Here is a 23,779-nt window from a genome sequence, read left to right as displayed (position 1 = left end):
CGCCGGCAGCGCCCTTCCCGGCTGGCGCGCGCCCGCGCAATCTGCCAGATAACGGCCATGGCCAAACCGATCACCGCCTTCACCTGCACCGCCTGCGGCGCCAACCATCGCAAATGGGCCGGCCGCTGCGACGCCTGCGGTGCCTGGAACACCATCATCGAGGAAGCGCCGCTTTCCCAGGGCCCGGGCCGCGGCCTCGGCACGCTCAAGGGCAAGCCGATCCCGCTTTCCGGCCTCGCCACGCAAGAGGCGCCGCCGCCGCGCGCCACCTCGGGTATCGCCGAACTGGACCGGGTGCTGGGCGGCGGGCTGGTTCCCGGCTCGGCGATCCTGGTCGGCGGCGATCCGGGCATCGGCAAGTCCACGCTGCTCTTGCAGGCCGCCGCCGCCTTCGCCCGCGCCGGCCAGCAGGCCGTCTACATCTCGGGCGAGGAAGCCAGCGCCCAGGTCCGGCTGCGCGCGCAGCGCCTGGGTCTCGGCGACGCGCCCGTCCGCCTGGGCGCCGAGACCGCCTTGCGCGACATCCTGACCACGCTCGATGCCGAGCGGCCCGATGTCGCGGTGATCGATTCGATCCAGACGCTCTGGTCCGACCGGATCGAGGCGGCGCCGGGCTCGGTCGGCCAGGTCCGCGCCAGCGCGCATGAGCTCGTCACCTTCGCCAAGCGGCGCGGCACCTCGGTCATCCTCGTCGGCCATGTCACCAAGGAGGGCCAGATCGCCGGTCCCCGCGTGGTCGAGCACATGGTCGACACCGTGCTTTATTTCGAGGGCGAGCGCGGCCACCAGTTCCGCATCCTGCGCGCCCACAAGAACCGCTTCGGCCCGGCGGACGAGATCGGCGTCTTCGAGATGACCGGCGGCGGGCTTTCCGAGGTCGCCAACCCCTCGGCGCTGTTTCTGTCCGAACGCGGCGAGGCCAGCGCCGGCTCGGCGGTCTTCGCCGGGATCGAGGGCACGCGCCCGGTGCTGACCGAGGTGCAGGCGCTGGTCGCGCCCTCGACATTGGCAAGTCCCCGCCGAACCGTGGTCGGACTGGATAGCGGCCGGGTCTCGACCATTCTCGCCGTGCTGGAGGCGCGCTGCGCCGTCCCCTTTGCCGGGCTCGACGTTTTTCTCAACGTTGCCGGGGGATGCGCGTCGCCGAGCCTGCCGCGGATCTTGCCATCGCTGCGGCGTTGCTCAGCGCGCGCGAGGACGTGGCGCTGCCGGCCGAGGCGGTGCTTTTCGGGGAAATCAGCCTGTCGGGCGCGCTGCGCCCGGTCGCGCAGGCGGAAAACAGGTTGAAAGAGGCGCAGAAACTTGGTTTTTCACGAGCGATCCTGCCTTCGGCCACCAAGGTCGAGGGCGTGGCCGGGATGCGGATCGACCGCACCCCGGATCTGACAAGTTTCGTGGGCGAGACATTCGGCGCCGGATGAACTCGTCCCAAAGACGCGGACAATCCCGCGAAAGGGCGTGAAAATGGACGGATTCACCATCATCGACGGCATCGTCGCAGCCGTGATCATCCTCTCGGCGATCCTGGCCTATGCGCGGGGATTCGTGCGCGAATCGCTGGCGATCCTGGGCTGGATCGGCGCGGCCGTGCTGGCCTTCATCTTCGCGCCGACGGTGCGGCCGATGGTGGCGCAGGTGCCGGGGCTGAACAAGTTCCTGGCCGACAGCTGCGAACTGGCCACCATCGCCGGCTTCGCCGCGGTCTTTGCGCTGGCGCTGGTGCTGTTTTCCATCATCACGCCGCTGTTCTCCTCGGTGGTGCAGCGCTCGGCGCTCGGCGGCGTGGACCAGGGCATGGGCTTCCTGTTCGGGGTGGCGCGCGGCATCCTGCTCGTCGCCATCGCCTTCATCGTCTATGACCGGGTGATGGCCAGCCAGCCCGTGGCGGTGGTGGACAATTCCCGCTCGGCCCAGGTGTTCGAGCGCATGCGTGGCCAGATGGACCAGCAGATCCCGCAGGACGCGCCGGGCTGGGTGGTCAGCCGCTATGAGCAGCTGGTGCGCAGCTGCGCGCCCACGGGCCAGCCGGTCGATGCCCAGACGCCCACTCCGGCTCCCGCCGCGCCGGCGAATTGAGCCGATATGGCCAATTTGTGACATAAAATGCGCCCCGCGATGGCCGTGGGGCGTGACTTCGCCCGCCTGACACCCTAGATTGGCGTCAAGCGTCCCATATACCCCTGCCCCGGAATAGCCCCAAGAGTCGGTGATGATGCAGCCATTCCTTGCCCATCCCTTCGATTCCGACCGCCTGCATGAAGAATGCGGCGTGTTCGGCGTGATCGGAGTGACGGATGCCGCCAATTTCGTCGCATTGGGGCTGCATGCCTTGCAGCATCGCGGTCAGGAGGCCGGCGGCATCGTCAGCCACGATGCCGAGCAGGGCTTCAACAGCGCCCACCGCTTCGGCTATGTGCGCGACAATTTCACCAAGCAAAGCCTGATGGAGACCCTGCCCGGCTCGCTCGCCATCGGCCATGTGCGCTATTCCACCGCCGGCACCAAGGCGGCGACGGCGATCCGCGACGTGCAGCCCTTCTTCGGCGAATTCGCCATGGGCGGCTGCGCCGTGGCGCATAACGGCAATATCACCAATGCCATGGCCCTGCGGCGCGAGCTGATCGAGCGCGGCTCGATCTTCCAGTCCTCCTCGGATACCGAATGCATCATCCACCTGATGGCGCGTTCGATACAGCGCAATATCCCCGAGCGGATGAAGGATGCGCTGCGCCGGGTCGAGGGCGCCTTCGCGGTGATCGCCATGACCCGCACCAAGCTGATCGGCGTGCGCGACCCCTTGGGCGTGCGGCCGCTGGTGCTGGGCCGCATCGGCGAGGACGGCTTCGTGCTGGCCTCGGAAACCTGCGCGCTCGACATCATCGGCGCCGAGTTCCTGCGCGAGATCGAGCCGGGCGAGATGGTGGTGATCTCCAAGGGCGAGGTCGAAAGCTCGCGGCCCTTCGGCCCGTCCAAGGGCCGGTTCTGCATCTTCGAGCATGTCTATTTCTCGCGCCCCGATTCGATCATCGGCGGCCGCTCGGTCTACGAGACCCGGCGCCAGATCGGCGTGGAACTGGCGCGCGAAGCCCCGGTCGAGGCCGACCTGGTCTGCCCGGTGCCCGACAGCGGCACTCCCGCCGCCATCGGCTATGCCCATGAAAGCGGCATCCCCTTCGGCATGGGCATCATCCGCAACCAGTACATGGGCCGGACCTTCATCGAGCCGACCGAGCAGATCCGCAACATGGGCGTGCGGCTGAAGCTCAACGTCAACCGGGCGCTGGTCAAGGGCAAGCGCGTGGTGCTGGTGGACGATTCCGTGGTGCGCGGCACGACCAGCCGCAAGATCAAGGACATGATCCTGGATGCAGGCGCGGCCGAGGTGCATTTCCGGATCGCAAGCCCGCCCACCGCCTGGCCCTGCTTCTACGGCGTGGACACGCCCGACCGCGAAAAGCTGTTGGCGGCGCAGATGTCCGAGGAGGAGATGCGCGAATGGATCGGCGTCGACAGCCTGGCCTTCGTGTCGCTGGACGGTCTCTATCGCGCCGTGGGCGAGGCCAAGGGCCGCAACAATGCCTGCCCGCAATATTGCGACGCCTGCTTCTCGGGCGAATATCCGGTGGCGCCCTTCGACCAGCTTGAGCGCGGCTTTCGCATGAAATCCGCCGGCGTCCCGAACCCCGTCACCGGCCACGCGGCAGAATGACCGCTCCGGCGGTGCTGTGCCATGCCCGGATGAGAGCCGGTATCAATACGGGCTCTCCCTCTTTCTGAACGATTGATTTCCGGATCGGGACGGGCGGACAGCCGCGCTTTCGCGGGTGCCGGCTGCCCAGCTTGGCCCTTGGGACAGGGGCGCCGGCATTCGGCCACACGGCCTTGGCAGCAGCATGGATGGCGCATCGCCGCCACCTCGGGCCTTATACCCATGCCGAAAAAGAAAAGAGCCGCATCTTGCGGCTCTTTCCCGTTCTGTCGCAAGGGGCGGGCCGGCGGGCCCGCCTTTCGCGGCCGCCTATTCGACCATCGGCAGGAGCTGGTCGATGCTCTTCTTTGCGTCGCCATAGAACATGCGCGTGTTTTCCTTGTAGAACAGCGGGTTCTCGATGCCGGAATAGCCGGTGCCCTGGCCGCGTTTCGACACGAACACCTGCTTGGCCTTCCAGACCTCCAGAACCGGCATGCCGGCGATGGGCGAGTTCGGATCCTCCTGCGCCGCCGGGTTCACGATGTCGTTCGAGCCGATCACGATCGCGACGTCGGTCGAGGGGAAATCCTCGTTGATCTCGTCCATCTCCAGCACGATGTCGTAGGGCACCTTGGCCTCGGCCAAGAGCACGTTCATATGCCCCGGCAGACGGCCCGCCACCGGATGGATGGCGAAGCGCACGTTCTTGCCCTTGGCGCGCAGCTTGCGGGTCAGCTCCGACACCGATTGCTGCGCCTGCGCCACCGCCATGCCATAGCCCGGCACGATGATGATCTCGTCGGCATCGTTCAGCGCCGCGGCCACACCGTCGGCGTCGATGGCCACCTGCTCGCCCTCGATCTCCATCGCCGGGCCCGCCTCGCCGCCGAAGCCGCCCAGGATCACGCTGACGAAGTTGCGGTTCATTGCCTTGCACATGATGTAGCTCAGGATCGCACCCGAGGAGCCGACCAGCGCCCCCACCACGATCAACAGGTCGTTGCCCAGCGTGAAGCCGATCGCCGCCGCCGCCCAGCCGGAATAGCTGTTCAGCATCGACACCACCACCGGCATGTCGGCGCCGCCGATGCCCATGATCAGGTGATAGCCGATGAAGAAGGCCAGCAGCGTGATCAGCAGCAGCCACAGCACCGCCGGCCCGATCCCGGCGCAATAGAGGATGCCCAGCAGCACCGACAGCGCCAAAGCACCCGCGTTCAGCATATGCCCGCCCGGCAGCTTGCGGGGCTTGCCGTCGATCTTGCCCGCAAGCTTGCCGAAGGCCACCACCGAGCCGGTGAAGGTCACCGCGCCGATGAAGATGCCCAGGAAGACCTCGACCTTCAGCATGGCGATCTCGGCCGGGGTCTTGTGCGCCAGCACCGCGGCGAAGCCCTCGAAATGCGCGGCGGCATCGGCGGCGCGGACGCGGATCACCCGCGCCAGCTCGAACTGGGCGTTGAAGCCGATCAGCACCGCGGCAAGGCCGACCAGGCTGTGCATGGCCGCGACCAGCTGCGGCATCTCGGTCATCTGCACCCGCTTGGCCACGACCCAGCCCACGGCGCCGCCGATGGCCAGCATGATGAGCGTCAGCCCCCAATTGCCGTAACCCGGCCCGATCAGCGTCGCCACGATGGCCAGCGCCATGGCCGCGATGCCGTACCAGACCGCGCGCTTGGCGCTTTCCTGGCCCGAAAGCCCGCCCAGGGACAGGATGAACAGCACGGCCGCGACCACATAGGCGGCGGTGGTGAATCCGTATTCCATGCGCCCTCTCCCCTTACGACTTCTGGAACATGGCGAGCATCCGGCGCGTGACCAGGAAGCCGCCGAAGATGTTGACGCCCGCCATCAGCACCGACAGCGCCGCGAGCAGCACCACCAGCCAGCCGCCCGAGCCGATCTGCAGAAGCGCGCCGACGATGATGATCGAGGAGATGGCGTTGGTGATCGCCATCAGGGGCGTGTGCAGCGAATGGCTGACGTTCCAGATCACCTGGAAGCCGACGAAGACCGCCAGCACGAAGACGATGAAATGCGACAGGAAGCTCGCGGGGGCAAACAGGCCCACCAGCAGCATCAGCACCGCGCCCGCACCAAGCAGCGTCACCTGGCTGCGGGTCTGGGCGCGGAACTCGGCGATTTCCTTCTCGCGCCGTTCCTCGGGGGTCAGCTCCTTCGGCTTTTCCTTGGGCTTCGCGGCGGCGATGGCCGCGACCTTGGGCGGCGGCGGCGGCCAGGTCACGTCGCCGTCGAAGGCGACGGTGGCGCCGCGGATCACGTCGTCCTCCATGTTCTGCACGATGACGCCGTCCTTGCCCGGCGTCAGGTCCGAGAGCATGTGGCGGATGTTGTTTCCATAGAGTTCAGATGCTTGCGCGCCCATCCTCGACGGGAAATCGGTATAGCCGATCACCACCACGCCGTTTTCGGTGACGATGCGCTCGTCCGGGACGGTCAGGTCGCAATTGCCGCCGCGCTCGGCCGCCAGGTCGACGATGACGCTGCCGGTCTTCATCGCCTCGACCATGTCGGCGGTCCACAGCTTCGGCGCGTCGCGGCCGGGGATCAGCGCCGTGGTGATGACGATGTCCATTTCGGGCGCAAGCTCACGGAATTTCTCGAGCTGCTTTTCGCGGAACTCGGGGCTGGAAGGGGCGGCATAGCCGCCGGTGGCGGCGCCGTCCTGCACCTGGTCCTGGAAGTCCAGATAGACGAATTCCGCGCCCATGGATTCGATCTGCTCGGCCACCTCGGGGCGCACGTCGAAGGCGTAGACCTGCGCGCCCAGGCTGACCGCGGCGCCGATGGCCGCAAGCCCGGCGACGCCGGCACCCACCACCAGCACCTTGGCCGGCGGCACCTTGCCCGCCGCCGTCACCTGGCCGGTGAAGAAGCGGCCGAAATTGTTCGCCGCCTCGATCACCGCCCGATAGCCGGCGATATTGGCCATCGAGCTCAGCGCATCCATCTTCTGCGCGCGCGAGATGCGCGGCACCATGTCCATGGCGATGGCGGTGACGCCCTGTTCGCGCGCCAGCTCCAGCAGGTCCGGGTTCTGCGCCGGCCAGAAATGCGAGATCAGCGTCTGGCCGCGCCGCATCTGCCTGAGTTCGCCCTCGGTGGGCGGGCGGACCTTGACCACCACGTCCACCGCACCGATCAGCGCCGCGGCACTGGGCGCGACGGTGACCCCCGCGGCCTCATAGGCGGCGTCGGAAAACCCCGCCCGAACCCCCGCGCCTGTCTCCACATGGATCTCATGGCCCAGCTTCTGCAGATGGGCCGCAGAGGACGGCGTCACAGATACCCGCGCCTCCCCCTCGTAACTCTCCTTCAATGCGCCGATCTTCACGAGGCGATCTCCCATGTTAGCGACTTTCAGCGTCCCCCATAGCAGAGCGCAACAATCTTTCACAAGGGAGTGAGGCGCCGCACATTCCAGGAATGTGACCCAGCGTCAAAAACGCCGTTGCCGAACTCAGTAGTCGCTTACCAGCAGGTGCTGCGGTGGCTCGTCCTCGCGGACATTGGCAAAACGGCCGATGGGCGCGGCAAAGATATTGTCGGTCAGGTCGTCGTTCACGGTCGAGACCTCTCCGATCAGCACCGGTCCGCCCTCGGCCCAGAATTCGTGCCAGTCGCCCGGACGCAGCGTCACGGATTCGCCCGGTGCCAGCCGCAGCACGCCGCCCGGCGCCACCTCGCGCGCGATGCCGTCGCAATCGACCCGGCAGGGCGCATTGCGGTCCATGCGGCCCTGGGTGTCCGAACCGCAAAGCCGGATCGCCAGCGTCGCGCCCCAGCGGTTGATGATGTCCTCGGTCTTGATGACATGGGTATGCATCGGGCTGATCTGGTTTTCCTGCGAGATCAGCAGTTTTTCGGCATAGACCATGCCCCTGCCCGCCTGCAGCTCGGCCAGCCGGCCGTTGCGCAGCGTGAACAGGAACAGGCCCAGCCGGTCGAAATCGCCCTGGCCGTAATCGGTGATGTCCCAGCCCAGCCGGCCTTCGCGAATCGCCGGCGTGGCGCGGGCGCGAAATTCCTCGGGGCTCCAATGCGCAAAGGGTGGCAGGTGAAAGCCTGCCTTGCCGATCAGTTCGGCGGCCTCGGCCATGATGCGGTTGATGCGCGAGCGTTCCACGATGCCCTCCCTAAATCCAGCGCCTGACCTGCATCCTATAGCGGTCATAGGCGGAACCGAAAGCGGCGGCGATCACGGCCTCCTCGCGCAGGATGAAGCGGCGCTGCAGCAACAGGGCAAAGGCCGGCACCGTGACCAGCCCGGCCGGCGCGGCCAGCGCCAGCATCAGCCCGGCCAGCAAAATAACGTCGGCCAGATAGATCGGATTGCGCGAAAAGCGGAAGGGGCCGGCCGTCACCAGCGCCTCGGGCCGGCGGCCGGGCATGACGGTGGTGCGCGCCCGCCACATGGTCAGCGCCGCCCAGAGCATCAGCGCCAGCCCCGCCGCGACCAGCAACAGGCCCAGCCCGCGCAGCGCGGCCGGCAGGTCCAAGGGCACCAGCCGACCCAGCACCGCCCCGGCCGATGCGAACAGCGCCAGCCAGACCGGCGGCAGGCCGGCCAGCCGCGCGATCACGCGGCCTTCTGCGCCTGCTCGGCCTTGGCCTGCAGGCGGCGGGCATGCAGCACCGGCTCGGTATAGCCCGAAGGCTGCATGCGGCCCAGGAAGACCAGGTCGCAGGCCGCCTGGAAGGCCACCCCGTCATAGCCCGGCGCCATCGGCAGATAGGCCGGGTCGCCCGCGTTCTGGCGGTCCACCACCGCGGCCATCTTGCGGAAAGTATCCATGACCTGCCGGTCGGTGACGATGCCGTGATGCAGCCAGTTCGCCAGAGACTGGGCCGAGATGCGCAGCGTGGCCCGGTCCTCCATCAGCCCGACATCGTTGATGTCCGGCACCTTCGAGCAGCCGACGCCCTGGTCGATCCAGCGCACGACATAGCCCAGGATGCCCTGGCAGTTGTTTTCCAGCTCGCGGGCGATCTCGGCCTCGCTGTAGTTGCGGCCACCGGCCAGCGGGATGGTCAGCAGGTCGTCGAGCCGCAGGGGCCGGCGCAGCGCGGCGATCTGGGCCTGGCGGGCAAAGACATCGACCTTGTGGTAATGCGTCGCATGCAGCGTCGCGGCGGTCGGGCTGGGCACCCAGGCGGTGTTGGCGCCGGCCATGGGATGGGCGATCTTCTGCTCCAGCATCTCGGCCATCTTGTCAGGGATCGCCCACATGCCCTTGCCGATCTGCGCCTTGCCCGAAAGGCCGCAGGCCAGGCCGATGTCGACGTTGCGATCCTCGTAGGCCGAGATCCAGGGCTGGGTCTTCATCTCGCCCTTGGCCAGCATGGCGCCCGCCTCCATCGAGGTATGGATCTCGTCCCCGGTGCGGTCCAGGAAGCCGGTATTGATGAAGGCCACCCGGTGCTTCGCGGCGCGGATGCATTCCTTGAGATTGGCCGAGGTGCGGCGTTCCTCGTCCATGATGCCCAGCTTGACGGTATGGCGCGGCAGGCCCAGCACCTCTTCGACGAAATCGAAGATCTCGCAGGCGAAGGCGACCTCCTCGGGGCCGTGCATCTTGGGCTTTACCACATAGATCGACTGCGTGACCGAGTTCTTCGGCCCCTCGCGGTCCAGGTCGCGCTTGGCGCAAAGCGCCGTGACCATGGCGTCGAGCAGCCCCTCGTAGACCTCGTTGCCCTCGCGGTCCAGCACGGCGGGGGTGGTCATCAGGTGGCCGACATTCCTGACCAGCATCAGCGCGCGGCCCTTGGCAGTGACTTCCGAGCCGTCGGGCGCGGTGAAACTCACGTCCGGGTTCAGGCGGCGGGTAAAGGTCTTGCCGCCCTTTTCGACCTCCTCGGCCAGGGTGCCGTCCATCAGGCCCAGCCAGTTGGCATAGGCCAGCGCCTTGTCCTCGCCATCGACGCAGGCGACGGAATCCTCGCAATCCATGATCGCCGACAGCGCCGATTCGATCACAATGTCCGAGATGCCCGCCTTGTCCTGCGCGCCCACCGGCTTCGAGGAATCGATGACGATGCGGATCAGCAGGCCGTGGTTCTTCAGGAAGATGTCGGTCGGATTGGCGCCGTCGCCGCGATGGCCGGCGAACTTGGCCCCTTCACGCAGCGCCGGGACCAGCGCGCCGTCCTTGACCGACAAAGCCTCGACCGCGGCCCAGGAGCCCTCGGCGAGCGGCGCGGCCGTGTCGAGGAAGTCGCGGCCCCAGGCGATCACGCGGGCGCCGCGCGCGGTGTCATAGCCCTTGCCCTGCGGCAGGTCGCCCAAGGCGTCGGTGCCGTAAAGCGCGTCGTAAAGGCTGCCCCAGCGCGCATTGGCGGCGTTCAGCGCATAGCGCGCGTTGGTGATCGGCACCACCAGCTGCGGCCCGGCCACGCTGGAAAATTCCGGGTCGGTCTCGGGCGTCTCGATCTGGAAATCCTCGCCCTCGGGGACCAGATAGCCGATCTCGGCCAGGAAATCGCGATAGGCTCCGGCATCCTTCGGCTCGGCGCGATGGGCGATATGCCAGGCGTCGATGGCCGATTGCAGCTCCTCGCGCCGCTCCAGCAGCGCCCGGTTGCGCGGGCCGAACTCGTGCAGCAGCGTCGAAAGCCCTTCCCAGAACCGGCGCGGCTCGACACCGCTGCCGGGCAGCGCACGCTCGTTGATGAAGGCGGCAAGCGTCTCATCCACCCGCAATCCTGCCTTTTCCACGCGACCCATCGCACTTCCCCTTGCTTCAATTGTCCGGCTGGCTTGGTGTGCCGTGGTATGCCAAACGGCAACGGGTTTCAACCGGCCCGACCTTCAACTATTCCGCAATTCTATCTTGCGTAAAAATTGAAAACCGCCGCCCGAGAGACCGGACGGCGGCACGCACCCGCTTGGGACGATCAGTTGCTCGCCGGCGGCGCGGCGGTGGTATCGTCGGCCGGCGGCTCTTCCACGGTCACGGCATCGTCCAGCGCCTCGCCGGCGTCCTGCATCGCCTCGCCCATGGCCTCGGCGGCATTGTCGGCGGCTTCCTGCGCAGCGGTTGCAGCCTCGCCCGCGGCTTCCGCAGCGTCCTGCGCGGCTTCGCCGGCAGCGGCGGCGGCGTCCTCGGCCGCCTCGCCCATCGCCTCGCCCGCGGCTTCGGCGCCGCTTTCGACGGCGGTGGCGGCATCGCTCGCGGCCTCTCCGGCGGCATCGGCGGCGTCTTGCGCAGCGGCGGCCGCATCGTCAGCCGCATCCGAGGCAGCCTCGGCCGGGGTCTCAGTCGTGGTTCCGGCCGGCATGTCGGCGGTGGTATCGGCGGGCTCGGTGGTGGTCACGGCCGCGTCTTCGCCGGTGGTCGCGCCTTCGTCGCTGCCCATGAAATACTGCAGCACGAAATAGGCGATGGCCAGGGCCAGCAGGATGCCGATGATCAGCGGCAGCGGAGAGGCACGCCGCTCGACCGGCTCGACATAGGTTTCGGGCGCCGCGGCCGGGCGCTGTGGGTCGGTGCCTTCCGTCCGCTTCGGATCGTTCGGATCGTAATGGGCCATTCTTGTTCCTCGCTCTTCTGGTTGGCGCATGCGGCTGGTCGGCCGGGACGGACCCCGGCTTGCGACGCGGCTGTCCTGCGTCTAACACTTGGGTTTCGCACAAGTTCCCCCGTGCCGCCGTTTTTTTTTCACCTGCCCGGAAGGTGCCGCATGACCGTCACGCAATATCTCGCCGACTGGCGCCCCTATCCTTTCGAGATCACCGAGACCCGTCTGGACTTCGACCTCGCCCCCCGCGCGACGCGGGTGCGCTCGCAGATCGACTTCCGCCGCAAGGGCGCGGGCGACCTGGTGCTGGACGGGGCCGGGCTGAAGACGCTGTCGCTGGCCATCGACGGCCGCCCGCTCGACCCCGCGCAAGTCGCGGGCGAGCGGCTGGTGATCCCCGCCGCCGACCTGCCCGACGCCTTCACCTTCTCGGCCGAGGTCGAGATCGACCCCGAAGCCAATACCGCGCTGGAGGGGCTTTACCTGTCCGGCGGCATGTTCTGCACGCAATGCGAGGCCGAGGGTTTCCGCCACATCACCTGGTATCCCGACCGCCCGGACGTGATGGCGCCCTTTCGCGTCACCATCCGCTCGGACCAGCCGGTGCTCTTGTCGAACGGCAACCCGGTGTCGCAGGCGCCGGGCCAGGCGGTCTGGCACGATCCCTGGCCGAAGCCCGCCTATCTCTTCGCGCTGGTCGCGGGCGCGCTGGTGGCGGTCCCGGACAGCTTTACCACCCTGTCGGGCCGCGAGGTGGCGCTGAACGTCTGGGTGCGCCCCGGCGACCAGGACCGCGCCGGCTATGCGATGGAATCGCTGATCCGCTCGATGAAATGGGACGAAGAGGCTTACGGGCGCGAATACGATCTCGACGTGTTCAACATCGTCGCCGTGGATGATTTCAACATGGGCGCGATGGAGAACAAGGGGCTGAACATCTTCAACTCCAAGCTGGTGCTGGCCAGCGCCGAGACCGCGACCGACGGCGATTACGAGCGCATCGAGGGCGTGATCGGCCATGAATATTTCCACAACTGGACCGGCAACCGCATCACCTGCCGCGACTGGTTCCAGCTTTGCCTGAAGGAAGGGCTGACGGTGTTCCGCGACCAGCAGTTCACCAGCGACATGCGCTCGGCGGCGGTCAAGCGCATCCATGACGTGCAGACCCTGCGCGCCCGGCAATTCCGCGAGGATGCAGGCCCCTTGGCCCATCCGCCGCGCCCGGACCATTACCAGGAGATCAACAATTTCTACACCGCCACCGTCTATGAAAAGGGCGCCGAGGTCATCGGCATGCTCAAGCGGCTGGTGGGCGATCAGGGCTATCGCCGGGCGCTCGACCTCTATTTCGACCGCCATGACGGCCAGGCCTGCACCATCGAGGACTGGATCAAGGTCTTCGAGGACGCCACCGGCCGCGACCTGACCCAGTTCAAACGCTGGTATACCGATGCCGGCACGCCCCGGCTGACGCTTTCCGAGGACTGGCAGAACGGCCGGCTGACCCTGAATTTCCGGCAGGAGACCGCGCCCACCCCCGGCCAGCCGGAAAAGCCGCCGCGGGTCGTTCCCATCGCGCTCGGCCTGATCGGCCCCAATGGCGACGAGGTGCTGCCGACCACGGTGCTCGAGATGACCGAGGCCGAGCAGAGCTTCCATTTCGACGGCCTGGGCGCGCGGCCGGTGGTCTCGCTCCTGCGCGGCTTCTCGGCACCGGTCACGGTCGCGCGCGAGATCGCGGCGGACGAACAGGCGCTGCTGCTGGCGCATGACACCGACCCTTACGCCCGCTGGCAGGCCGGCCACGACCTGGCGCTGGACGCGCTGATCGCGCGGGCCACAGCGGGCGAAGGCGGCGCCGAGTTCAGCCGCGCCATCGGCGGGCTGCTCGACGATGCCGAGGCCGACCCGGCCTTCGCCGCCCTCTGCCTGTCGCTGCCCGGCGAGGAGGAGATCGCGACGACCATCGCCGCCCGCGGCCAGATCCCCGACCCCGACGCCATCCATGCCGGGCGCGAGGCGCTGGCCCGCGACATCGCCCGGGCGCATGAGCCGGCGCTGGCGCGGCTCTACGAAGCGATGCAGACCCCCGGCCCCTACCGGCCCGATGCCGAGGGCGCGGCGCGGCGCAGCCTGCGCCTGGCTTGCCTGGGCCTGCTGTCGCGCATCGATGGGGCCGCGCGGGCCGAGGCGCTGTTCGCCGCCGCCTCGAACATGACCGAGCGGCAGGGCGCGCTGGAATGCCTGATCGCCGCGGGCAAGGACGAAAAGGCATTGGCGAGCTTCGCACAGCAATTTGCCGGCAACCGGCTGGTCATGGACAAATGGTTCATGGTCCAGCCGCTGCGCGCCGCGCCGGACCGCGCCGTGGCCCGCGCCCGCGATCTGGCCGCGCGGCCGGATTTCGACTGGAAGAACCCCAACCGCTTCCGCGCCCTGATCGGCGGGCTGACCGCGAACCACGCCGCCTTTCACGCCGCCGACGGCTCGGGCTACGGTTTCACCGTGGACTGGCTGATGCGGCTCGACCCGGTGAACCCGCAGACCACGGCGCGCATGTGCTCGGCCTTCGAGACCTGGACGCGCTACGACGCCGGCAGGCAGGCCCATGCCCGCGCGGCGCTGAACCGTCTGGCGGCAATGCCCGACCTGTCGCGCAACACATCCGAGATGGTTACGCGCATCCTTGCCGGTGGCGCCTGACCATGGCCGAACCGCTCTTGCGGGCGTCCCGCGGGCGCGGCAATACTGGCCGCATGGATGCCCGCGAGGACATGAAACGCCGTCTCGATCCGCTGATTGCCGAGCGGGCGCCCTGGCTTTTTTCGGGCCGACGGCACCACGCGCTGGCGCGGCAACTGCTGATGCGCCTCTTGCGCTATCCGCGCACCCTGGACCTGGCGGCGGAATACCGCGACCTGCCCACGGACGAGGTCATGCGCCGCATCGCCGCGCTGATCCTGCGCGATCTCTGCGTCGAGGGGCTCGAGCATATCCCCGCCACCGGCCCGGCACTGATCGTATCGAACCACCCGACCGGGATTGCCGACGGCATCGTGCTGAACGCGGTGATCTCGGCGGTCCGGGACGATCTGTTCGTCTATGCCAATCACGACATCCTGCGCATCCTGCCGCAATTCGACAGCCTGATCGCCCCGGTGGAATGGCGCGTCGAAAAGCGCAGCCACGCCAAGACCCGCGCCACTATGGATTACACGCGCGAGGCGCTGGGACGCGGGCGGATCGGCCTGATCTTCCCCTCGGGCCGGCTGGCCAAGCGCCGCGGCCTGAGCCTGCACGAACGCCCCTGGATGGCCAGCGCGGCAATGATCGCGAAGAAGTTCGACGCGCCGATCATCCCGCTGCGCATCCGCGCCCGGAACTCGGCGCTGTTCTACCTGCTCGACGCGATCCACCCGACGCTGCGCGACGTGACGCTGTTCAACGAGGTGCTGAACAAGGCGGGCCAGCCCTTCCGCGTGACCATCGGTCCCCCGATCTCGGCCGCGTCGCTGCCCGGCCGCAGCGAGGACGGCATCGCGCTCCTGCGCGACGCGGTTCTGGCCCTGCCGGCGCCGGGCCAGAATGCCGTGCGCATGCCGCAGATCCGCGGGCTGTTCCAGCGCCGCCACGCGCTTGCCAAGCCGCGCCCGATCGAGTGAGGGGCGGGCTTTGCCTCCGCAATCGGCGTTGCAGATGGGTATTTGAAGAACGAAGAAGGCAGGTGCTGCGCCCAGAATCAGGGAACGGCACCCGGCCTCTTCGTTCCACAAATACCCCTGCGGCCGCGACGCCGGGCCCGCCGCCGCCGGCCGTCACACCACCATGTCGTCGCGATGGATCAGCGCGGCGCGGCCGGGATAGCCGAGGATGCCCTCGATCTCGTCGCTGCGATGGCCGGCGATGGCGCGCGCCTCGGTCGAGGAATAGCGCACGAGGCCCGCGGCCAGCCGCGCACCCTTGCCATCCAGTACCACCACCGGGTCGCCGCGGCCGAAGCGGCCCGATACGACGGTGACGCCCGCCGGCAGCAGCGACTTGCCCTGCCCCAGCGCCCGAGCCGCACCGGCATCGACGGCGATCTCGCCCTTGGGCTTCATCGCCGCGATCCAGCGCTTGCGCGCCGCCTGCGGGTCGGTATCGGGTAGGAACCAGGTCACCCGCGCGCCACCCGCCACGGCAGAGAGCGGGTTCAGCACCGAGCCCTCGGCGATGGCCATGGCGCAACCGCCCGCCACCGCCGTGCGCGCGGCCATGAGCTTGGTCTTCATGCCGCCCTTGCTGACGCCCGAGATCGGGTCGCCGCCCATGGCCTCGATCTCCGGCGTGATCTGTTCGACCACCGGCAGATGCCGCGCAGAGGGGTCGGTCTTGGGATTGGCGGTATAGAGCCCGTCCACGTCCGACAGCAGCAAGAGCTGGTCGGCGCCGCAGGTCACGGCGATCTGCGCCGCCAGCCGGTCGTTGTCGCCGAAGCGGATCTCGTCGGTGGCCACGGTGTCGTTCTCGTTCACGATGGGCACCACGCCGAGGCCCAGCAGCGTCTGCATGGTCGCGCGGCTATTGAGATAGCGGCGCCGGTCGGTGGTGTCGTCCAGCGTCACCAGCAGCTGCGCGGTCTTGACGCCATGCGGAGCCAGCGCCTCCTCATAGGCGCGGGCCAGCTTGATCTGGCCGACGGCGGCGGCGGCCTGCGACTGCTCGACCCGCAGCGGGCCGGCGGGCAGGCCCAGCACCTGCCGCCCCAGCGCGATAGCGCCCGAGGAGACCAGCACCACATCCGTGCCCCGCGCCCGTGCCTGGGCCACGTCGTCGCAAAGCCCGCGCAGCCATTCGGCGCGCAGCCCCGCGCCGTTCACCAGCAGCGCCGAGCCGATCTTGACCACCAGCCGCTGCGCGCGGCCCAGTTCCGGCGTCACGGCTGCCACGGCTTGTCTTCCCGATCCTCGGCGGGCCTGCGCGAGGGCGCGATCCGCGACCAGAGCGCGCGCAGGACCTCGGTCACGCCCTCGCGCGAGACGCCGGACATCAGCAGGACCGGGCCGCCGATCTCGGCCTCGAGCGCCGCCTTGCGCTCGGCCAGAGTCTCGGGGTCGAGCGCGTCGATCTTGTTCAGCGCCGTCACCCGCGGCTTTTCCGCCAGCGCCGGGGAATAGGCTTCGAGTTCGGTCAGGATGGTACGGGCGTCCTGCGCCACGTCCTCGGCGGTGCCGTCGACCAGGTGCAAAAGCACGCGCGAACGCTCGACATGGCCCAGGAACTGGTCGCCGAGCCCCCTGCCCTCGCTTGCCCCCTCGATCAGGCCGGGAATGTCGGCCATGACGAATTCATGCCCGTCCACGCCGACCACGCCCAGGTTCGGGTGCAGCGTGGTGAAGGGGTAGTCGGCGATCTTGGGCCGCGCGTTCGAGACGGCGGCAAGAAAGGTCGATTTCCCGGCATTGGGCAGCCCCACCAGCCCGGCATCGGCGATCAGCTTCAGCCGCAGCCACAGCGTGCGCTCCACCCCCGGCTGGCCGGGATTGGCATGGCGCGGCGCGCGGTTGGTCGAGCTTTTGAAATGCAGGTTGCCAAAGCCGCCATTGCCGCCCCTGGCTAGCAGCACGCGCTGTCCGGGCTCGGTCAGGTCGGCGACCACGGTTTCCTGGTCCTCTTCCAGGATCTCGGTGCCGACCGGCACCCGCAGCAGGATGTCGTCTCCCGAGGCGCCGGTGCGCTGCGCCCCCATGCCGTGCCCGCCCGACTTGGCAAAGAAATGCTGCTGGAAGCGAAAGTCGATCAGGGTGTTCAGCCCCTCGACCGCCTCGGCCCAGACATCGCCGCCCTTGCCGCCGTCGCCGCCGTCCGGCCCGCCGTACTCGATGAACTTCTCGCGGCGGAAGGACACGCAGCCCGCGCCCCCGCCGCCCGAGCGGACATAGACCTTGGCGAGATCGAGGAATTTCACGGGCGCAATCCTGTCGGCTGTGGCAAAGCCGTGGGATACGCGCTTGGCCGTTTCCGTGCAAGTGGCGTGACTTTCACCCGGCCGGTGAATTAGATGGGCCGGCGACGAACGAGGGGAGACGCCATGCCGGTCCTGACCTATGCCACGCTTTTCACCGCCATCACGCTGGAGGTGGTCGGCACCACCTTCCTGCAGCGCAGCGAGCAGTTCACTCGGCTTGTCCCCACGCTGCTGATGGGGCTGTGCTATGCCGGTTCGTTCTACTTCCTGTCGCTGGCCTTGCGCGCCATGCCGCTGGGCATCGCCTATGCGATCTGGAGCGGGCTCGGCATCGTGCTGGTCTCGCTGATCGGGCTGGTCGTCTTTGGCCAGCGGCTGGATTTCGCGGCGGTGCTCGGGCTTTCCATGATCGTCGCGGGGGTGGTCATCGTGAACCTGTTCTCGGGCAGCGTGACGCATTGAATCGCCTCCACCCTTAACATTCCGGCAATCGGGTCTAGATAATGTCCGAAGGGAGGGCCGCGATGATCCACTTCGACAACAGCTATGCCCGACTGCCGGAAGGTTTCTTCACCCGCACCCGACCGACGCCGGTGCGCGACCCGCAGCTTGTGGCGCTGAACCGGCCGCTGGCCGAGCGGCTGGGCTTCGACGCCGACTGGCTTGCCAGCCCCGAGGGCGTGGCCGTGCTGGCCGGCAACGCCCTGCCCGAGGGGGCCGAGCCCATCGCGCAGGCCTATGCCGGCCACCAGTTCGGCGGCTTCGTGCCGCAGCTCGGCGACGGGCGCGCGGTCCTGCTGGGCGAGGTGGTGGCCCCCGACGGGGCGCGCTTCGACATCCAGCTGAAGGGCGCGGGGCCCACGCCCTTCTCGCGCCGGGGCGACGGGCGGGCCTGGCTGGGTCCGGTGCTGCGCGAATACCTGGTCAGCGAGTTCATGGCGGCATTCGGCATTCCGACCACGCGCGCCCTGGCGGCCGTCACCACCGGCGAGACGGTGATCCGCGAGACGGTCCTGCCCGGCGCGGTGCTGACCCGCGTGGCCGCCAGCCATATCCGCGTCGGCACCTTCGAATTCTACGCCGCGCGCGGCGACCGGCAACGGCTGCAGCTTCTGGCCGATCACGTCATCGCCCGGCACTATCCCGATGCCTCGGGCGCGGCCGACCTGCTGCAGCGCGTGGTCGAGCGGCAGGCGGCGACCATCGCCGGCTGGATGGCGCTCGGCTTCATCCACGGGGTGATGAACACCGACAACATGTCGGTCTCGGGCGAGACCATCGACTACGGCCCCTGCGCCTTCATGGACGGCTACCGGCCCGACAAGGTGTTCAGCTCGATCGACGCCCAGGGCCGCTATGCCTGGAACGAACAGCCCAACATCGCGGTCTGGAACCTGGCGCAATTCGCCAGCTGCCTGGTGCCCCTGATGGGCAATGACGACGCGGCGGTGGCCGAGGCCACGCGCATCGTCCACAGCTTCCCCGGCCTCTATCAGGCCGAATGGCTGAACCGCTTTGCCGCCAAGCTGGGCATCGCCGCGCCGCAGCCCCAGGATCGCGCGCTGATCGAGCGGCTCTTGACGCTGATGGCGGCCGAGGAGGCGGATTTCACCCGCACCTTCGCCGGGCTGGTGGATGGCCGCGCCCGCGACGAGTTCAGGGCGCCCGAGCGGTTCGACGCCTGGGCCGAGGGCTGGCAGGCGCGCATCCGCGACCTGCCGGACGCCGCGCAGGTCATGGCGCGCGCCAATCCGCGCCGCATCCCGCGCAACCACCGCATCGAGGCAGTGATCGCGGCCGGGCGCGAAGGCGATTACGGCCCCTTCCACGCGCTCGACGCCGCCTTGCGCGCCCCCTTCCAGGACCGGCCGGAATGGGACGGCTATGCGCTGGCTCCGCAGCCAGATGAGATCGTCCGCCGCACCTTCTGCGGCACCTGAGCAGCAGCGAAAGGCCCTATGCCGAAAAGCCCCGACCGCCTGAGACTGGCCAGCTACAACCTGCACAAGTGCCGCGGCATGACCGGCCCGCACGCGCCCGAGCGCAACCTGCGCGTCATCGCCGAACTGGATGCCGACGTGATCGCCCTGCAAGAGGTCGATTTCCGCTTCGGCGCCCGGCCCGAGGCGTTGCCGCGCAAGCTGATCGAAAAGACCACGGGCATGGTCCCCGCCCCCTTTCTGGGCACCGGCGAAAATTCGCTGGGCTGGCACGGCCAGACCATCCTGCTGCGCCCCGAACTGCGCGACAAGGCCGAGATCCGCCGCCTGCCCCTGCCGGGGATCGAGCCCAGGGGCGCGCTGGTGCTGCGCCTGCCGGGGCTGACGGTGGTAGCGGTGCATCTGGGGCTGATGCGCTCGTCGCGCCGCGCGCAGCTGTCGCGCATCATCGCCCAGTCGCGGCGCATCGGCCATGACCGCATGGCGCTGACCGGGGATTTCAACGAATGGCACGATTCGCGCGGGCTCGAGGCGCTGGAGGCGCTGCGCGTCATCACCCCGGGCCCCAGCTGGCCCGCGCCCTTCCCGCGCCTGCGCTATGACCGCTTTGCCGTCTCGCGCAGCATCGAGGTGCTGGATTGCGGCGTGCTGGACAACGAGATGGCGCGGGCGGCCTCGGACCACCTGCCGGTCTGGGCCGATCTGGCGGTCGATGCGCATGAGGAGGTGCCGCGCGGCTATCAGCCGGCCCGCGTCACCTCGCGCATTCCCGGCGAGGATGGGGCGGCCGGGGCGGATTGACGCTTTTCTGCAACTGCGAAGGCGGTTAAACAGCGCCAAAGCTCGTCAGCCAAGGGGGACGCAGACATGACCGCCATCATCGACATATTCGCGCGCGAGATACTGGACAGCCGGGGCAACCCGACGGTCGAGGTCGATGTGACGCTGGAAGACGGCACCATGGGCCGGGCGGCGGTGCCCTCGGGCGCCTCGACCGGCGCGCATGAGGCGGTGGAAAAGCGCGACGGCGACAAGGCGCGCTACCTGGGCAAGGGCGTGCTCGAGGCCGTCGCCGCCGTCAACGGCGAGATCGCCGAGAACCTGATCGGCGAGGATGCGACCGAGCAGGTCGCCATCGACCGCATGATGATCGAACTGGACGGCACCCCGAACAAGGGCCGGCTGGGCGCCAATGCCATCCTGGGCGTGTCGCTGGCGGTGGCCAAGGCCGCGGCCGAGGCCTGCACCCAGCCGCTCTATCGCTATGTCGGCGGCGCCGGTGCCCGCGTGCTGCCGGTGCCGATGATGAACATCATCAACGGCGGCGAACATGCCGACAACCCGATCGACATCCAGGAATTCATGATCATGCCGGTGGCGGCGGAGAACATCCGCGAAGCCGTGCGCATGGGCTCGGAAGTCTTCCACACGCTGAAGAAGGAACTGTCCTCGGCCGGCCTCGCCACCGGCGTCGGCGACGAGGGCGGCTTCGCGCCGAACCTCAGCTCGACCCGCGATGCGCTGGACTTCATCCTCAAGGCCATCGAGAAGGCCGGCTACCAGCCCGGCGACGACATCATGCTGGCGCTGGACTGCGCCTCGACCGAATATTTCAAGGGCGGCAAATACGAGATGGCCGGCGAGGGCAAGTCGCTGAGCCCGGCCGAGAACGTCGCCTACCTGGAAGCGCTCTGCAACGACTACCCGATCCTGTCGATCGAGGACGGCTGCGCCGAGGACGACTGGGACGGCTGGAAACTGCTGACCGACACGCTGGGCAGCCGGGTGCAGCTGGTCGGCGACGACCTCTTCGTGACCAACCCGGCGCGGCTGGCCGAGGGCATCGCGAAGGGCTGCGGCAACTCGCTGCTGGTCAAGGTGAACCAGATCGGCACCCTGACCGAGACGCTGGACGCGGTGCGCATGGCCGACCGCGCGCGCTATACCTCGGTGATGTCGCACCGCTCGGGCGAGACCGAGGACGCCACCATCGCCGACCTGGCGGTGGCGACGAATTGCGGCCAGATCAAGACCGGCAGCCTCGCGCGCTCGGACCGGCTGGCGAAATACAACCAGCTGATCCGCATCGAGGAAATGCTGGGCGCCGCGGCCGAATATGCCGGCAAGTCCATCCTGCGCGGCTGATCCGCGGGGCATCGCAACGAAGCAGGGCGGCCCAGGCGGCCGCCCTTTTCATATCCACCAGCGATGCGTCAGGGCAAAGGCGCCAAGCGCCAGGCGGCGGCGGAATTCCGAAGGGGCGGCACCGGCCAGCGCCTCGATCCCCCGCGGCGCGGCCCGCAACGCGGCCCGCACGCCCGCCCCGGCAAACAGCACCGGCGCCAGCCGGCGCGGCACGAACCGGCGCTGCGCCCGGGCCTCGGCAAGTTTCGCACGGGCCTTGCCTGCAATCCCGGCCAGCACCTCGGGCGAGGCGTCCCAAAGCCCGAGCCCCAACCCCTGCAAGGCCGGCAGCGCGGCCAGCCAATGCGCCAACCCCACCCCCTCGGCCTGGGCGTCGACGACCTCGGCAACATCCGGCTTTCTCCGTTTTCCAAATACCCCGCGGGGGTCCGGGGGCGCGAAGCCCCCGGCAGCCTCCCAGCCCATGGCCTCGGCGGCGAAGCGCGCCAGCGGCACCGCCGTATCCCGCACATAGGCCGCGACGGCTTCGGGCCCGTCCAGCGGCTCGCGCGCCGCATCGCGGCGCCGCGCCTCGGCCAGTACCGGGAAACCGGCGGCGCGCGGTCCCCAGGCCTCGGCCAGCGGCGTCAGCAGCTCATGCGACTGCACCTTGCCGGCGCCGATGTCCTCCAGCCGCTCGATCCACCATTGCAGCCGCATCTCGGCGATCAGCGGCTCGGTCGAGGCGAGCGGCGCACGCGCCAGCTCCAGGTTCAGCGCATAAAGCGTCAGCAGCCGCGGCCGCGCCTCAGCGGGGGCCAGCAGACAGATGCCGAAGCGGTCGGGATCGTGCTCGCGCAGCGCCTCGGCGCAATCGTCCAGGCTCATGCCGGCACCACCCTGTCGCGGATCAGCTTCCAGCGGATCGCATCGACCAGCGCCTCGAAACTGGCATCGACGATATTGGGCGACACGCCGACGGTGGACCAGCGATGGCCCTGGCCGTCGGCGCTGTCGATGATGACCCGCGTCGCCGCCTCGACCCCTTCGCCGGTGATGCGGACGCGGAAATCCACCAGATGCATGTCGTCGATGGCGGCCTGATAGGGGCCCAGATCCTTGGCCAGCGCCCGCCACAGCGCGTTGACCGGGCCGCGGTCATGCCCCTCGGCATCCATGCTTTCGCTGACCGAGAGCATCCGCTCGCCGCCGATCTGCACCACCACCACCGCCTCGGAAACCGAGATGCGTTTCCCCAGCGCGTTCCGGCGCCGCTCGACGGTGACGCGGTAGCGCTCGACCGAGAAATAGTGCTGCATCCGGCCCAGCTCGGCCAGGGCCAGCAGCTCGAAGCTGGCCTGGGCGCCGTCATAGGCATAGCCGGCATCCTCGCGCGCCTTGACCAGGTCGAGGATGCGCGCCAGCGCCGGATCGTCGCGACCGACCTCGATCCCCGCCTCGGCCAGACGCGCGCGCAGGTTCGACTGCCCGGCCTGGTTCGACATCGGGATGATGCGCTCGTTGCCCACGGTGGCGGGGTCCACATGCTCGTAGGTCGCGGGATTCTTCAGGATGGCGCTGGCATGCAGCCCGGCCTTGTGGGCGAATGCCGAGGCGCCGACATAGGGTGCGGGCCGGGCGGGCGGGCGGTTCAGGATCTCGTCCAGCCGGCGCGAGATGCGCGTGAGCCCCGCCAGCCCCTCGGCGGTGACGCCGGTTTCCAGCGCCGAGCGATAGGGCTCCTTCAGCAGCAGGGTCGGGATCAGGCTGGTCAGGCTGGCGTTGCCGCAACGCTCGCCCAGGCCATTGAGCGTGCCCTGCACCTGCCGCGCCCCGGCAGCGACGGCAGCCAGCGTGCAGGCCACGGCATTGCCGGTATCGTCATGGCAATGGATGCCCAGCCGCTCGCCGGGGATGCCGGCCGCGATCACGGCGCGCGTGATCTGCCCCACCCGGTCGGGCAAGGTGCCGCCATTGGTGTCGCAAAGCACGATCCAGCGCGCGCCCGCCTCCAGCGCCGCGCGCAGGCAGGCCAGCGCATAATCCGCGTCCTCGTCGTAGCCGTCAAAGAAGTGCTCGGCATCGAACAGCGCCTCGCGGCCCTCGGCCACCAGATGCGCGACCGAGGCACGGATATTCTCGAGGTTGTCCTCCAGCGAGATCCCCAGCGCCTCGCGGACATGGAAGGGATGCGTCTTGCCGACCAGGCAGACCGCGCGGGTGCCCGCGTTCATCACCGCCGCCAGCACGTCGTCGTTATCGGCCGAGCGACCGGCGCGCTTGGTCATGCCAAAGGCGGTCATGGTGGCGCGGGTCGCCGGCGCCTGGGCGAAGAAATCGCTGTCGGTCGGGTTGGCGCCCGGCCAGCCGCCCTCGATGTAATCCACGCCCAGCCGATCCAGCATCCCGGCGATCTCGGCCTTTTCGGCGGCGGAAAACTGCACGCCCTGGGTCTGCTGCCCGTCGCGCAGCGTGGTGTCGTAAAGATATAGGCGCTGACGCGTCATCGGGGCGGCCCCTTTCGGCTGG

18 protein-coding genes and 1 pseudogene are annotated in these 23,779 nt (G+C 68.8%); 9 read left to right on the top strand and 10 right to left on the bottom strand.

Annotated elements, in window-relative coordinates; translation table 11 throughout:
- Nucleotides 1–57 precede the first annotated feature (57 nt).
- The 3 genes and pseudogenes from radA (at nt 58) to purF (ending at nt 3,709) form a co-directional block, all read left to right on the top strand.
- Nucleotides 58–1,421, top strand: a pseudogene (gene radA, locus ESD82_RS04140) (DNA repair protein RadA).
- Nucleotides 1,422–1,464: 43 nt separating this feature from the next.
- Nucleotides 1,465–2,076 carry a CvpA family protein gene (locus ESD82_RS04135; protein ID WP_024845284.1) on the top strand — a complete coding sequence of 204 codons (612 nt, stop codon included), beginning with the start codon at nt 1,465–1,467 and terminating at the stop codon, nt 2,074–2,076.
- A 136-nt stretch (nt 2,077–2,212) separates the two neighbouring features.
- Entirely contained in the window at nt 2,213–3,709 is a 1,497-nt protein-coding gene (gene purF, locus ESD82_RS04130) for an amidophosphoribosyltransferase (RefSeq protein WP_024845285.1), read from the top strand.
- A gap of 309 nt (nt 3,710–4,018) precedes the next feature.
- On the opposite strand, the gene ESD82_RS04125 is transcribed toward purF, so the two are convergent.
- From ESD82_RS04125 to ESD82_RS04100, 6 genes are all read right to left on the bottom strand, one after another.
- Entirely contained in the window at nt 4,019–5,461 is a 1,443-nt protein-coding gene (locus tag ESD82_RS04125; protein WP_024845286.1) for an NAD(P)(+) transhydrogenase (Re/Si-specific) subunit beta, read from the bottom strand.
- A 13-nt stretch (nt 5,462–5,474) separates the two neighbouring features.
- A complete protein-coding gene (locus ESD82_RS04120; RefSeq protein ID WP_147429187.1) occupies nt 5,475–7,049 on the bottom strand; it encodes a Re/Si-specific NAD(P)(+) transhydrogenase subunit alpha in 1,575 nt (524 codons plus the stop codon).
- Between the two features lie 126 nt (nt 7,050–7,175).
- On the bottom strand, nt 7,176–7,841 hold the full coding sequence (locus ESD82_RS04115; protein ID WP_147428921.1) for a D-lyxose/D-mannose family sugar isomerase: 666 nt from the start codon (nt 7,839–7,841) through the stop codon (nt 7,176–7,178).
- A gap of 10 nt (nt 7,842–7,851) precedes the next feature.
- Entirely contained in the window at nt 7,852–8,298 is a 447-nt protein-coding gene (locus ESD82_RS04110) for a methyltransferase family protein (RefSeq protein ID WP_231486867.1), read from the bottom strand.
- The gene (locus ESD82_RS04105; protein ID WP_147428922.1) at nt 8,295–10,442 is read right to left on the bottom strand and encodes a malate synthase G; all 2,148 of its coding nucleotides are present in this window, start codon (nt 10,440–10,442) and stop codon (nt 8,295–8,297) included. Before ESD82_RS04105 ends, ESD82_RS04110 begins: the two co-directional genes overlap by 4 nt.
- Before the next feature lie 170 nt (nt 10,443–10,612).
- Nucleotides 10,613–11,248 carry a hypothetical protein gene (locus tag ESD82_RS04100; protein ID WP_024845291.1) on the bottom strand — a complete coding sequence of 212 codons (636 nt, stop codon included), beginning with the start codon at nt 11,246–11,248 and terminating at the stop codon, nt 10,613–10,615.
- A 150-nt stretch (nt 11,249–11,398) separates the two neighbouring features.
- Between ESD82_RS04100 and pepN the strand changes: the two genes are divergently transcribed.
- Together pepN and ESD82_RS04090 are read left to right on the top strand one after the other, a co-directional pair.
- Entirely contained in the window at nt 11,399–13,942 is a 2,544-nt protein-coding gene (gene pepN, locus ESD82_RS04095; RefSeq protein WP_147428923.1) for an aminopeptidase N, read from the top strand.
- Between the two features lie 53 nt (nt 13,943–13,995).
- The gene (locus ESD82_RS04090) at nt 13,996–14,901 is read left to right on the top strand and encodes a 1-acyl-sn-glycerol-3-phosphate acyltransferase (RefSeq protein ID WP_024845293.1); all 906 of its coding nucleotides are present in this window, start codon (nt 13,996–13,998) and stop codon (nt 14,899–14,901) included.
- A 153-nt stretch (nt 14,902–15,054) separates the two neighbouring features.
- Here ESD82_RS04090 and proB read toward each other — a convergent pair whose 3' ends face one another.
- Together proB and obgE are read right to left on the bottom strand one after the other, a co-directional pair.
- Nucleotides 15,055–16,167, bottom strand: a complete 1,113-nt coding sequence (proB, locus tag ESD82_RS04085) for a glutamate 5-kinase (protein ID WP_147428924.1) — start codon at nt 16,165–16,167, stop codon at nt 15,055–15,057.
- Nucleotides 16,155–17,186 (bottom strand): GTPase ObgE, encoded by a 1,032-nt coding sequence (obgE, locus tag ESD82_RS04080; protein WP_114669097.1) that lies wholly within the window; start codon nt 17,184–17,186, stop codon nt 16,155–16,157. Before obgE ends, proB begins: the two co-directional genes overlap by 13 nt.
- 123 nt (nt 17,187–17,309) lie before the next feature.
- Here obgE and ESD82_RS04075 point away from each other — a divergent pair, with 123 nt between their 5' ends.
- The 4 genes from ESD82_RS04075 (at nt 17,310) to eno (ending at nt 21,271) form a co-directional block, all read left to right on the top strand.
- Nucleotides 17,310–17,648: a DMT family transporter gene (locus ESD82_RS04075; RefSeq protein ID WP_024845296.1), complete on the top strand. Its 339-nt coding sequence runs from the start codon at nt 17,310–17,312 to the stop codon at nt 17,646–17,648.
- Nucleotides 17,649–17,710: 62 nt separating this feature from the next.
- A complete protein-coding gene (locus ESD82_RS04070) occupies nt 17,711–19,126 on the top strand; it encodes a protein adenylyltransferase SelO (RefSeq protein ID WP_147428925.1) in 1,416 nt (471 codons plus the stop codon).
- An 18-nt stretch (nt 19,127–19,144) separates the two neighbouring features.
- Nucleotides 19,145–19,927 (top strand): endonuclease/exonuclease/phosphatase family protein, encoded by a 783-nt coding sequence (locus tag ESD82_RS04065; protein ID WP_024845298.1) that lies wholly within the window; start codon nt 19,145–19,147, stop codon nt 19,925–19,927.
- Nucleotides 19,928–19,993: 66 nt separating this feature from the next.
- Entirely contained in the window at nt 19,994–21,271 is a 1,278-nt protein-coding gene (eno, locus tag ESD82_RS04060) for a phosphopyruvate hydratase (protein ID WP_028711087.1), read from the top strand.
- Nucleotides 21,272–21,319: 48 nt separating this feature from the next.
- On the opposite strand, the gene ESD82_RS04055 is transcribed toward eno, so the two are convergent.
- Together ESD82_RS04055 and cimA are read right to left on the bottom strand one after the other, a co-directional pair.
- Nucleotides 21,320–22,138, bottom strand: coding sequence for a squalene/phytoene synthase family protein (locus tag ESD82_RS04055; protein WP_024844496.1), 819 nt, complete (start codon nt 22,136–22,138; stop codon nt 21,320–21,322).
- Nucleotides 22,135–23,757, bottom strand: a complete 1,623-nt coding sequence (gene cimA, locus ESD82_RS04050) for a citramalate synthase (protein WP_147428926.1) — start codon at nt 23,755–23,757, stop codon at nt 22,135–22,137. The genes ESD82_RS04055 and cimA overlap by 4 nt, the downstream gene beginning before the upstream one ends.
- Nucleotides 23,758–23,779 lie beyond the last annotated feature (22 nt).

Source organism: Paracoccus pantotrophus, assembly GCF_008824185.1.
In the GTDB taxonomy this organism is placed as follows: domain Bacteria; phylum Pseudomonadota; class Alphaproteobacteria; order Rhodobacterales; family Rhodobacteraceae; genus Paracoccus; species Paracoccus pantotrophus.
Note: the sequence above shows the minus strand (reverse complement) of the source record. Positions and strands in the feature narration are given on the sequence as shown.